This window comes from Nostoc sp., assembly GCF_036919495.1.
GTDB lineage: Bacteria > Cyanobacteriota > Cyanobacteriia > Cyanobacteriales > Nostocaceae > Nostoc.
Genome location: NZ_JBALBZ010000206.1, coordinates 1 through 12646 on the forward strand (window position 1 = coordinate 1; position 12646 = coordinate 12646).

Here is a 12646-nt window from a genome sequence, read left to right on the forward strand (position 1 = left end):
CCTTTGACATACACCAGGCCATCAACCTCTGGGGAAAATCTACCTGAACGACCGATTAATTCACCACTTTCAGGATTTTCTTGCTCAATCAGGACATCGACGATTTTGCCTACTTCCTGTTGATTTTTCTTTTGAGAAATCGGTTGCTGGAGTTCCATCAGTTGGTATCGGCGCTCGTCCATCACCTCTTGGGGCAACTGATTTGGCAACTTGTAAGCTGGAGTTCCTTCCTCAGAGGAAAAGGTGAAGACACCAACATGATCGAATTCATGCCGCTCAACGAACTCTAGTAGATGCTCAAAATGCTCGCTTGTTTCTCCTGGAAAACCAACAATAAATGTTGTCCGCAGTACGGCTGTTGGTAGCGCCGTTTTGATGCGATCTATAATCCCATCATTTACCTGTCCTTGCCAAGGACGGTTCATGGCGCGGAGAATCTCTGGATGAGAATGCTGCAAGGGCAAATCCAGATAAGGCAAGACGTTGGGTGTTTCTTGGATCGCCGCTATCACATCTGGGGTCAGTCCTGTGGGATAAGCGTAGTGCATTCTAATCCACGGTATATCTACTTTCCCCAAAGCGCGAAGCAATTCGGCTAATTTTGGCTTACCGTAAATATCCAAACCGTAATTAGTGGTGATTTGGGAAATTAAAATAATTTCCTTTACCCCTTGACTAACTAACTGCTCTGCTTCGGCGACTATAGATTCAATAGTACGCGATCGCTGGTTTCCTCGAAGATGAGGAATGATACAAAATGCACAACGATAATCACATCCTTCCGCAACCCTGAGGTAAGCTACGCCCTCGGTTGTAGTCCGATAGCGCGGTGTAGTTTCGTCGGCGATGTAGGTTGGTTCGATACTAACCTGTTTAACCCGTTCGCCAAGTTCAACACGCTCAATTACATTTACAATTTTGTGATAATCACCTGTACCAACCACCGCTACTGCTTCCGGCAACTCTTCCAAAAGTTGTTCTTGGAAATGTTGCGCCATACAGCCAGTGATTACGATTTTTTTGTTTGCCTCTGCCAGTTCTACCAAAGTTCTGACAGATTCTTGCCGGGCTGCTTCAATAAAACTACAAGTATTAACAATAACGTAATCGGCTAACTCTTCATTTGTATCTACACCGTAGCCTGCTTCTACGAGCATTCCCAGCATGTGTTCTGTATCAATTCGGTTTTTCTCACAGCCCAGGTGAGAAATGGCAATTGTTGGCTTGTCACCCATATTTTGAAAAAATCTTCATTTTTTTCTTCCTGTAATCAAACATTCTGGCGCAAAATTAAGCTTTTTTGCTATCAGCATCCTCATGAAAACAGCGCAGTGGCAAATATCCACTGTCAATAACTGTTCGTGTCATAACCCTATTAATAAATAAAAATAGAGGTCATGTTATGATATTCCTATCAATCTGTTCCCCAGGGTAAATTGAAGTGTCTTTGGGTACATTTGACACTTGTAATCTTTTTTAACAATTCGCCTATTGGTATTTTACATTACCATAGCGTGTGCGTTGTTAATTTACCCATCGGGAAGCCGCCCAAAGGGCTTGTTGTGAGAAGTCGCTACCCTCCGGGAAATCGACGAAAGCGACTACGCTTATAAAGCAGTAATGCTAGCCTGGCGATTGGCAAGTCCTACGACTGGGCGCGGACAAGACGCCTAAACCACGGAAAGCTGCCTTGCATCTAGTGAGTGGCAAACTCCTCTTGTAGCCAAGTTTTATCTTAACATATCTTATGGGAGGTTGGAGGCCAATTTCCATCTTAGGAAGGAGGCAATAAACCGACTATCATAAAACACATTTGACTAGTTAATGAAAAGTCAAGAGTCAAGGGTCATACAGTCAATAGTCAAAAAATTCTAGACTCTGGACTCCGCGAGGCGGATTAAAGACGTGGACTTATATCAATTATTTAAAACTCGCTCACCGATTATTGGCGTGGTTCACCTGCTACCACTGCCGACCTCACCTCGTTGGGGAGGTAGCCTAAAAGCGGTGATTGACCGTGCCGAACAAGAAGCCGCCGCCCTGGCAAGTGGAGGGGTTGACGGGCTGATTGTGGAGAATTTTTTTGACGCGCCGTTTACCAAAAACCAAGTCGATCCGGTGGTTGTGAGTGCCATGACCATTGTGGTGCAACGGATACAAAATTTGGTGACTTTGCCTATAGGCTTAAATGTTTTGCGAAACGATGGCAAAAGTGCAATGGCGATCGCTAGCTGTGTACAGGCGCAATTCATCCGCGTCAACGTTCTCACAGGAGTGATGGCAACCGATCAAGGATTAATTGAGGGAGAAGCCCATCAACTACTCCGCTATCGACGGGAGTTAGGCTGTGATGTTAAAATCCTGGCCGATGTGTTGGTGAAACACGCCCGTCCTTTGAGTTCTCCAAATCTCACAGTCGCTGTGAAAGATACCATTGAAAGGGGTTTAGCAGACGGAGTAATTTTGTCTGGTTGGGCTACTGGTAGTCCACCTAACTTAGAAGATTTGGAACTAGCTTGTGGTGCAGCAGCTGGCACGCCAGTGTTCATCGGTAGTGGGGCGAATTGGGAAAATATTGATACATTGATGCAAGCAGCAGATGGTGTCATAGTTTCCAGTTCTTTGAAACGCCACGGACGTATAGAGCAACCAATTGACCCAATTCGCGTCAGTCAATTTGTCGAAGCTGCACGTCGCAATTGGAACTCCAAAAGTGAAAAGAAATCAGCAGAACAAGTAAAGTTACATTCTTAGGGAGTGGGGAAAGAGAGTTAGGAGTACAGACGCGATTAATCGCGTCTGTACAGGAGTTATGAATTTTAAATTAATTGTTCCTAATTCCTGATTCTTAACTCCTCACTCCTCACTCTTAACTCCTAACTTTTAACATTCCCCATCCCCTAATATTTATGATTCGCCGCCGTTCTACTCCTTGGATTCATAAATGGTCACGTCCATTGATTGCCGCGATCGCTGGATGTGGTGCCCTGATAACAGGTTATCTTGCCATAGAAAAATTAACAGGAGGCAGTGCAGCTTGTGTGGCACAGGCTGGTGTCAAGGGCTGTAATGATGTACTTTCCAGCCCTTGGGCAACGGTTTTTGGTCAGCCATTAGCTTTGTTTGGGTTTTTGGCATATACCAGTATGGTGATATTTGCTTTGGCTCCCTTGGCATTCAACTCAGGGGAAAAGAATAGCCGCAAGCAAGTAGAAAATTGGACGTGGTTGCTGCTGCTAGCAGGTGCGATCGCAATGTCTGTCTTTAGCGGCTACTTAATGTACGTGCTAGCATCTCAAATCAAAGCTATTTGTCCTTACTGTATCGGTTCAGCTTTGTTCTCTGTGAGTCTTTTGGTACTAACGATTATCGGTCGGACTTGGGAAGATATTGGACAAATCTTCTTTACTGCCCTGATTGTGGGGATGGTGACGCTGATTGGCACTTTAGGCGTTTATGCTGGCGTGAATAAATCAGATGTTACACCTGAAATTCCAGGACAACCCACAAAAATTACCTTTACTTCCAAAGGAGATCCTAACCCAGCGTTCGGTTGGGAAGTTACTACGACTTCTGGTGAGGCAGAAATAGCCTTAGCACGTTATCTGGCAAAGGTAGGCGCGAAGGAATACACCGCTTACTGGTGTCCTCACTGCCATGAACAAAAGCTGCTTTTTGGTAAAGAAGCAGAGGAAGTAATCAACAAGGATGTTAAGGTAGAGTGCGCTTCTGACGGACTCAAAGCTCAACCAGAACTGTGTAAAGCCGCAAAAATTGAAGGCTTCCCCACTTGGATCATCAATGGTAAAAGCTATAGCGGAGTCCAAAACCTAGAAGAACTAGCGAAAGTTTCTGGTTACACGGGCCCTCGGAACTTTAAGTATTTCAACTAATCGATCTAGTGTTACGGTGTAGTTCACACCCAGTCAACTGGATGAATACAGCAAAGTCTGTTTCCAGTTGGCTTTTTTGTTTTTGGTAATAGATAATAGGTGTTGTCCAATATCCATTGGTGTCAACTTAAGCTAGAAATAGCTTAGGGACTTCAGATAAAAAAAAATATCCAATAATTTATTGTGGAGTCGTCGTCTCGCCCGCCCACTAAGCAAAGGCGGGCAAGAATTCAGCGCGATCGCTCAGTCAAACACTGCCTACCCCACAACTGAACTCACTTTCAAGAATATTTATACTTAATTTGTGCTGATAGCCACATAAGTCTCAGTTGCTGTTTGGCCAAATAATTGGTCTTAATATATGTTAATACATCATAAGTGCCACGATATCTTGAACAACCTTACTAAATTGAAAAACTCTTAGAAACTCTATTTAGCTCCCCCTTGAACTATGTTAATCCGATAGTTAATAGCTATAGCAAATAGAGAATATTTCTCCCCAGTAGTGTAATGGGAATGAATCAACAGCTAGGCAAGCGTTTTGTGAAGTTAATTTTTAAACTGAAACAATCGCTTGGTCGAGGACACAGAGAATTGATTACTGCCGCCATTGTTGCATTCTGCGTCCTGCTTTTGCACTCCATCGGTTTATTAGAATCTTTAGAGTTGGCAGGTTTGGATCAATTTTTCCGCTTACGTCCAAATGAACCGCCAGAGCAGCGTATTACCATCGTAGCGATTGATGAAGCCGATTTAAAGGAAGTACGTTCCTGGCCGATTCCAGATGCGAATATTGCCCAGTTGTTAGAAAAATTGAACGTCCACAAACCCCGTGCTATTGGCTTAGATATCTACCGAGATTTGCCAGTAGAGCCTGGTAATGAAAAACTTAGTAATACTTATAAGTCAATACCCAACTTGATTGGTATTCAGTTACTGGCAAATGTCAAAAACGTTAATGTTTCACCTCCACTGGGGCTAAATAAGGATCAAGTGGGCTTTAACAATTTGCTATACGATCTTGATGGTAAAGTACGTCGCAGTTTGTTGTATTGGCACGTTAATAATCAGGTACACGAAAGTTTTGCTCTGAAGTTGGCTTTATTGTATTTAAAGTCAGAAAATATTACTCCCACCAAAGCAAAAAACAACCCTGAGTATTTGCAATTGGGTAAGGCAGTATTTACTCGTTTTGAGGCTAATGATGGTGGCTATGTGGGAGCTGATGATAAAGGCTACCAAATTTTGACTAATTTTCCCAAACCCAAATGTCAAAGTTTATGTGGAGAATTTTATAGTTTTCGCCAGGTATCGATGAGAGATGTACTGGGAGATAAAGTCGGAGAAAACTTAATCAAAGATCGGATTATACTTATTGGCACCACTGCACCCAGTATCCAGGATTTTGTATTCATTCCCTACTCCAGCAGTCTAATGGGTACGGCAAAGCTTGTACCTGGTATTCAACTGCAAGCTTATTTTATTAGTGAGTTAATCTCAGCTGCTCTACAAGGACGACCATTACTCAAGGTCTGGCCTGACTTATTGGAAAACTTGTGGATTTTTATCTGGTCTTATCTGGGAACTGTTACGACATTGCGGATACGACACGCAACTAAGAGCATCCTTAGCATCCTAGTTTCTTGCTTGGTATTGACCGTGAGTGCGTACCTTGCTTTCTTATTTGGTTGGTGGATACCGCTCATTCCCTCACTGTTAAGCTTTGGCAGTTCAGCTATTTGGATTACCAGTAATATTGCCCACATGCAAGAAGAGGGGAAACGTTCTAAAGAATTTTTGCATAATGTAATCAACACGATTCCCGATCCAATTTTTGTAAAAAATGAACAACATCAGTGGATTGTTTTAAATGAAGCGTATTGTCAATTTATCGGTTATCCGAATAAGTTGTTAATTGAAAAGTCAGACTATGACTTTTTCCCTAAACATGAAGCCGATGTGTTTCGACAGCAGGATGAGCTTGTTTTCAGGACTCAAAAACCCCAGGAACATGAAGAAGAATTTACCAATGCAGATGGTCAGACTCATCAAATTGCCACTAAGCGATCGCTCCATAAAGACTCAGCTGGCAATTTCTTTTTAGTTGGGGTCATTCGAGATATTACTCAGCGCAAGCTCATGGAAGAACAGCTAAAACTTACTGCTGCTGAACTCTTTCGGTCTAACAAGGAACTAAAACTCAAAGAAGACCACTTGCGCCACTTAGCTTATCACGACCCGCTCACAGGTCTATCTAATCGCAAATTTTTTGCCGAACAACTTTGCGAATCGTTATGTTGGGCGCAACACAACAATTTAGTGTTAGGCCTGCTGTTTATTGATTTAGATGGCTTTAAGCAAATCAATGATACTCTGGGGCACGAGGTAGGCGATCGCTTGCTAATCACTATCGCGGAACGACTCAGCAACTCTTTACGTGCTAGTGATACAGTTTCTCGTTTGGGTGGTGATGAATTTACTGTGATTTTACGCGCAATTCCTAATGTTCAAATAGCTGCTAAAATCGCCGCAAAAATTTTAACTAGTATTAGCAAGCCAATTGTCTTGGACGGCTATGCAATCCGAGTCTCTGCCAGTATTGGCATTAGTGTTTATCCATACAACAGTCAAGATAGTGAAACTTTAATGAAACAAGCCGATGCAGCAATGTATCGTGCCAAGCACCAGGGTAAAAATCGCTACGAGTTTGCTTAATTAGTCAAGAGTCAAGCCTCCAGATTTTTTTCACTTTTTTCACAATTTTTACCTTTAAATTAGCTTAAATTAGCAATGACGACTGGAGGTATGTCCAAGGCACTATCTTGAAAAAGTATGGCATGCTAAAAAGTGGTTTTTTAGGCAAGATAGAGACCTAGTTAGGCCTTTTTACCTGAGACTAAACCTAAGAACATAGGTGAAAAAGGTATTAGTCATCAGAGGTAACTAGCAAATTAATTTTGTCAATATTATTACTAATAAAAATATACTGTATTTACTCGATTCATAGTTTTGAAAATCCTTATGGTATAGTAATTACCTTACTCTAACTTTATATATTTTTACTATAATTAAATTTTAAATATACTCTTAATTAAGTATTACTTAATATTTTTCTGAGTTGTTAGCCAGTAAATATAGTGTTTATACTTATAAGCTTTAATATATTATTAATAAATAGTAGTCTAGACAAAATACTTACTATATCTTATCAAGATATCTAACTTTAGACTGATGCAAAAATGACATATTTAAGAATATCACTTAAGTAGATAAATTATTTAATATGAGCAGATAAAGCTTAATTTACAAGCGTTTCCCATAATTACTTTTACACCAGCAACAATATTAAATTAATTTAATAAAGTTATTTTTTTACAAAAGCCAGCAAATATACGGTAGAAAATAAAAAAACGTTTTTTAAATTAAAAAATAGTAAATTTACTGAAAGCCATGAAGACTAACTTCCGAATCACAACGTTTATAATATTCTGTATAAGTGCTTACATACTAATACCGAAAATTGCCACTGGCACAGGTATGTTTAGTACTACAAGTGCTAATGCTTTTGGCGCTACTAGCAGTAACACCTCAATTGCTCGCAAAGTGAATTCTGAAAATTTAAAAGACATTTATATCCCACCAAATTATGGTGGTCCCGACAGTCAGCATGGTAGCGGCACCCGCTAATAGCAATTTTGGATTTTAAATTGACTCCATGCCTGAAGGCATTGTCATTAAGTTATAGGTTAAAAACTACTGTCACTCAAGTGGACTGAAATTTCCCCTTTCACCGCCTAGTGATAGCGACCTAAAAGCTCACCCATCCTAAGCGCTGCGACCACAGGAGAAGGGATTAAAAGCCTTTGTTAGAAGCCTGTTCGGGAAACTTCAATCAAGATAATAGTGGAGATTTCCACCAATGATGTGTTTGAACAAGTGCATGAACTTGCCAATTTGGATCTGGTTGAGGATAATCTAAACGGTAATGTCCACCTCGGCTTTCGGTTCTAAAAGCAGCACTTTTGAGAATTAAATCAGCTACATCTAATAAATTGCGGGTTTCTGCCCAAAGTCTCAATTGCCGTTCAACATCTGGGATGTCAAAACTAGCTGGTTCTGCGGGACGTAAAGCAAGCAAGAATTGGCTTAAAGGCAGGATAGCGAAATCTTGCTGCCAAGATTCAATAGTAGCGATCGCAGTTTCTAACTTTGATTGCTCCCGACAAATACCAGCACTTTCCCACACTAAACGTGGTAACTTCTCCCTGAGTGCTTCTAACTGTGCTTGCTGGATGTGCCACTCACTAGCATCAGCACTAAATTTCTGTAATGGTAGTACTGGTGTTTCTGACGGTAGCCCAATATTTTCCAACTCAATTTTGTCCATCTGGGCCCCAAACACAATACATTCCAGCAGGGAATTACTGGCAAGGCGGTTTGCCCCATGCACACCTGTACTAGCAGTTTCACCCACCGCGTACAAACCGGGAACATTTGTGCGATTCATTAAATCCGCGACAATCCCACCCATCCAGTAATGGGCAGCAGGGGCCACAGGAATTGGTTCATGGAAGACATCAACTCCCCAATGCTGACAAACTTTGATGATGTTGGGAAAGCGGTGACGAATCTTGTCGGCAGGTATGGGGCGCATATCCAACCACACATGGGCAGTAGCTAAATCAACGGCAGTACGTTGTAAATGGCTGAAAATGGCTCTACTTACTACATCTCTGGGTGCGAGTTCACCCGCAGGGTGGTAGTCAAAGGCAAAACGCCGCCCTTCGTTATCGACAAGGTGTGCGCCCTCGCCGCGTACAGCTTCGCTAATGAGAAAGTGATCGGCACCAGGTTTGGTGAGGGCTGTGGGATGAAATTGTACAAATTCTAAATCGCGGAGGATAGCCCCAGCCCGATATGCGATCGCTACTCCATCACCCGTACTCACCGCCGGGTTAGTGGTTTGGGCAAATACCTGACCGCCACCACCAGTTGCCAATACTACAGCACCAGCCTTTACCCATGTGATATTACCTTGATAAAACAGGCTGATTCCTTGAGTGCGACCAGTTTCGGGTTCAATCCACAAACTCAAAGCCAAAGCTTGCTGAATGACTTGAATATTCTGGCGATGTAATACTTGCGCCGCAAGGGTGGTGATAACTTCCCTCCCTGTAGTGTCTGCGGCGTGGAGAACCCGGTTGCGAGAATGGGCAGCTTCTAAAGTTAAAGCCAAGGCTTGACCATGACGGTCAAAAGCAACTCCCAAGTTAACTAGGGATTGAATACAGTTAGGGGCAAGTTGGGCGAGAAATTCTACAGCTGTGCGATCGCACAAACCTGCACCTGCCCGGATCGTATCTTCAATGTGTAGCGTGGGAGAATCTTCCGGGGCAACTGCTGCGGCAATACCGCCTTGCGCCCAATCACTGGCGGATAAAGCAACAGTTTCTTTGGTAATCAAGCCGACTCGCAAGGAATTTGGTAGACACAGTGCTGTGTATAGTCCAGCAGCACCAGCGCCGACTACTAAGACATCAAATTGGCTAGGAATATCTATCTGAGACAAGGTAATGGGGGAGTTAGAAGTGAGGAGTTAGAAGTTATGAGTTAGAAGTGAGGAGTTAAAAAGTCATAACTCCTAACTCATAACTCCTAACTCATAACTCAATATCATGTCCCACTCTCTAGAATTAGGAGTGGGCTGCTATTTGCTACATTAGCTGCAACGTGCAGTTATCTATAGATACCGTTGTTAAAGCGATCGTCTCCCTCGTTAAAGGCAGGTTCTAGTTCTGTCACGGTGAACTTATCCAAGTTGGCTTGCAGGGTTTGTTTCTGGCGATCGCTCAATCCTGGAAGATCCAATACATCCTCTACATTTTTGTAGGGAGCATTTGTGATGATTTTCTTAGCCAAGGTGGGATAAAGCCCTGGATACTGTTGGAAAGCTCGGACGTTGGTATTATTCAAATCAATTTTTTTACCAAATTCCGTTCCTAGCTTCGCATCTGCCCGATTCTGCCGCTCAATTGCCAGAATTGGGACTTGAGGAAATGCAAAACTGTTGAAACTAGCAGCTTGGGCTATCTGAGTTGTTCCCAGCCATCCCCAGCAACTAAGTAACAAGCTAAACACTGTTAATAAACGCGCCAATTCTTTCACGATTTTCTACCTCTTTCCATCAAACAGAAATAAAAGTTTTAAGCTAACAGCAGTCATTAGTTATGAGTCATTAGTCATTAGTCAGAGCGCCAAGGACAAAGGACAAAGGACAAAGGACAAAACCTGATAGCTTAATCAACACAGCAGTCATCAGAAACTAATATACAGCGTATTAATATCCACAATATTTGCCGTTACTGGGTTTGACTGTACTTTTGCCAAAAATTTTTATTGTGGTAAGAGTGACTGATAGCTGCAATACGGTTCTATCCACGATCCTGAGCATTCCCAACTAGACGAAATCTTTTCGCCGTGGCTGATTCTAGCTCCCAACCATAGATGAAATCGTTCGATGCCTAATACCGCAAACCCTAGCAGGATGAGTTGATAGTAATGAATTGTTATGTAATATTTCTTAACCTGTTAATCATCTACAGCATCATTTTTGATGTACCGTAGACTGGGCTAGAAAAGTTTCGGTTTTGATATTACATAATTTTTTAATATTTTTAGGCTGCGATCGCAGCTAACAAAAATAGGCTATCTACCAAAATCGTGCTTAAAACTGCGCCACTAAAGGCATACCAGTGTTTTTGCTTTCGAGCTAAAGGCAAAATTCCGACTGTCAACAGGACTAAGGCCAGAACTATGGCCCAATTTTGTCCCCAAGGTGTTTGTACTTGTATTAAGGCCTTTTGTAATATTTGCGGTGCCACATCTGCATCTACTATCATAATTTGCCGCCAATAGGGCATCAAGTCTGCTATATAGAAATATACGTCGGTTAAGACTGTACCGAGTAAAGAACCTAAATAAAACCAGTTACCGACTTTGCCCCAATTCTTCGCCAAACACCAACAAGCAAACGGTAATCCTATAGACTCCACTGGTAGATGCCATGCTGGTTCCCAACGTAACCAGCCCCAGTAAATCGCTCCTGCTAACCAACTCCAGCTAAACCCAAAGAGCAAATCTCCCCATACATAAGTTGCAGTCCGTGACATTAAGGTAAAACTTAGCCACACCCAAAATGCTGTCAGCGCTAAACTTAGACTTGGTAGCGATCGCACTATTGGCGCTTCTACAAATACTGGTACTGTTACCAAAAACACTGCCGCCGCAAACACTAACCAAGTTTGTTGGGCAGAAATAGATAAGGGAAGAGAGGGAGAAAAGGAAAGTGTAGATTCCAATTCCCTGATACCTTTGTGCCCAGTAACAGTTAAATCTAACTCTGTATCAATAGAAGGGGTAGAAGCAGTGTAGGAGGACAGTGTATTATTAATCAAAGTTTTTAATATTTGTTACTAAACTTTATTTTATTTAAGATATCACATTTTAAAATCCCCCCCTGGGGGATTGCCTCTGGCATTGTAATTATACTGAAATTTCGGGGAGCGTAGCTGCAAACCAAACAAAACATTCTGTACCAGACTAATTCACTCAAGTTGCCTTATGTACAAAACTCCTTTGTAGTTCGCATTTACAAAGAACTACAGATATATGTGAATGTAAAGGGTAAAAAGTCAATGGCATCAATCGCTGAATATTAAAGTTTGATGAATTGCCAAAATTTCGTTGACTTATTGATGTGGGTGTAAGAACATGGCCAGCGTCTTGGATGATGTTATTGATTTAGTAAAGTGGAATTTTCTCCAATATCAGGTGCAGTAAAAAGTATATAAAATAACATTGTCATCAACTAAGTAATGATGTCTAGAACAGGAAAAAGGTATTAATTGATGGAGTTTATTCAAGCTTTTATTTTGGGTATTGTTCAGGGGATTACAGAGTTTTTGCCAATCAGCAGCACAGCACATCTTCTGATTGTGACAAAAATATTTGGCTGGAAAGAACTAGGTTCTAAAGATTTTGTCGATGCAATTCAATTTGGCAGCGTTATCGCAATTGTGGGCTATTTTTGGTCGCTGATTTATAGTATTGTCAAAGGTGGAATGGAAGCACTAAAAGACAAAGACTGGCAACGTGAAGAGTGGAAAATTCTTGTCGGTATTGTAATAGGAACAATACCTGCCTTATTTTTCGGTTTTCTTTTTAAAGACGTTATACCAGAAAGTGCATTAATTATTGCCATCATGTCAATCATTATGGCACTTCTACTAGCTTTGGCAGAAAAAATTGGCACTCGCAAGCGAGATTTTGATTCATTGCAGATTCGGGATGGTATTTTAGTGGGATTAGCACAAACACTTGCTTTGATTCCGGGTGTTTCTCGTTCTGGCTCAACGTTGACAACTGGTTTATTTTTAGGATTACAACGTGATACAGCAGCAAAATTCTCGTTTTTGTTAGGGTTTCCAACTCTTACCATTGCAACGCTGTATAAGAGTTTGAAAATATTTAAATTATTTCAAGCCCACGAGTTGCCAGATAATATTGTTGGACTGTTGATTGTAGGGATTATTTCAACCTTGATTTTTTCCTACCTATCAATTGCATTCTTGATCAAATACTTAGCAACTAAAAACACTTTAGTTTTCGTTTGGTATAGATTAGCATTCGGCAGTGCTATTTTAGCTGCGATCGCAGCAGGATGGAAAGGATAATTCATAATAGTCGTTAGTCAT

At 41.6% G+C, this 12646-nt stretch carries 9 protein-coding genes; 4 read left to right on the top strand and 5 right to left on the bottom strand.

Features of this window, described 5'->3' with window-relative positions; all coding sequences use genetic code 11:
- On the bottom strand, positions 1 to 1235 hold a 1235-nt coding region (rimO, locus tag V7K25_RS28365; protein ID WP_335162797.1), incomplete at its 3' end, for a 30S ribosomal protein S12 methylthiotransferase RimO.
- 670 nt (positions 1236 to 1905) lie between these two features.
- On the opposite strand from rimO, the gene btpA reads away from it, so the two are divergent.
- The 3 genes from btpA (at position 1906) to V7K25_RS28380 (ending at position 6608) form a co-directional block, all read left to right on the top strand.
- Positions 1906 to 2754 carry a photosystem I biogenesis protein BtpA gene (gene btpA, locus V7K25_RS28370; RefSeq protein WP_335162799.1) on the top strand — a complete coding sequence of 283 codons (849 nt, stop codon included), beginning with the start codon at positions 1906 to 1908 and terminating at the stop codon, positions 2752 to 2754.
- Between the two features lie 155 nt (positions 2755 to 2909).
- Positions 2910 to 3893: a vitamin K epoxide reductase family protein gene (locus tag V7K25_RS28375; protein WP_335162801.1), complete on the top strand. Its 984-nt coding sequence runs from the start codon at positions 2910 to 2912 to the stop codon at positions 3891 to 3893.
- A gap of 516 nt (positions 3894 to 4409) precedes the next feature.
- Positions 4410 to 6608 carry a CHASE2 domain-containing protein gene (locus tag V7K25_RS28380; protein ID WP_335162803.1) on the top strand — a complete coding sequence of 733 codons (2199 nt, stop codon included), beginning with the start codon at positions 4410 to 4412 and terminating at the stop codon, positions 6606 to 6608.
- 785 nt (positions 6609 to 7393) lie between these two features.
- Here V7K25_RS28380 and V7K25_RS28385 read toward each other — a convergent pair.
- The 4 genes from V7K25_RS28385 to V7K25_RS28400 form a co-directional block, all read right to left on the bottom strand.
- Complete coding sequence (locus V7K25_RS28385; protein ID WP_335162805.1) at positions 7394 to 7522, bottom strand: hypothetical protein; 129 nt, start codon at positions 7520 to 7522, stop codon at positions 7394 to 7396.
- A 263-nt stretch (positions 7523 to 7785) separates the two neighbouring features.
- Positions 7786 to 9462 (bottom strand): L-aspartate oxidase, encoded by a 1677-nt coding sequence (gene nadB / locus V7K25_RS28390; protein ID WP_335162807.1) that lies wholly within the window; start codon positions 9460 to 9462, stop codon positions 7786 to 7788.
- 167 nt (positions 9463 to 9629) lie between these two features.
- Positions 9630 to 10058 carry a photosystem II complex extrinsic protein PsbU gene (gene psbU / locus V7K25_RS28395; RefSeq protein WP_335162809.1) on the bottom strand — a complete coding sequence of 143 codons (429 nt, stop codon included), beginning with the start codon at positions 10056 to 10058 and terminating at the stop codon, positions 9630 to 9632.
- Between the two features lie 509 nt (positions 10059 to 10567).
- Positions 10568 to 11347 (bottom strand): DUF3120 domain-containing protein, encoded by a 780-nt coding sequence (locus tag V7K25_RS28400; RefSeq protein WP_335162811.1) that lies wholly within the window; start codon positions 11345 to 11347, stop codon positions 10568 to 10570.
- Positions 11348 to 11800: 453 nt separating this feature from the next.
- Here V7K25_RS28400 and V7K25_RS28405 point away from each other — a divergent pair, with 453 nt between their 5' ends.
- A complete protein-coding gene (locus V7K25_RS28405) occupies positions 11801 to 12625 on the top strand; it encodes an undecaprenyl-diphosphate phosphatase (protein ID WP_335162813.1) in 825 nt (274 codons plus the stop codon).
- The last annotated feature ends 21 nt before the right edge of the window (positions 12626 to 12646 follow it).

Bases quoted from the DNA above. Each gene is read 5' to 3' on its own strand.
- V7K25_RS28405 (WP_335162813.1), top strand. From the start codon at position 11,801: ATGGAGTTTATTCAAGCTTTTATTTTGGGTATTGTTCAGGGGATTACA.
- V7K25_RS28375 (WP_335162801.1), top strand. From the start codon at position 2,910: ATGATTCGCCGCCGTTCTACTCCTTGGATTCATAAATGGTCACGTCCA.
- V7K25_RS28380 (WP_335162803.1), top strand. From the start codon at position 4,410: ATGAATCAACAGCTAGGCAAGCGTTTTGTGAAGTTAATTTTTAAACTG.
- V7K25_RS28385 (WP_335162805.1), bottom strand. From the start codon at position 7,522: ATGTCTTTTAAATTTTCAGAATTCACTTTGCGAGCAATTGAGGTGTTA.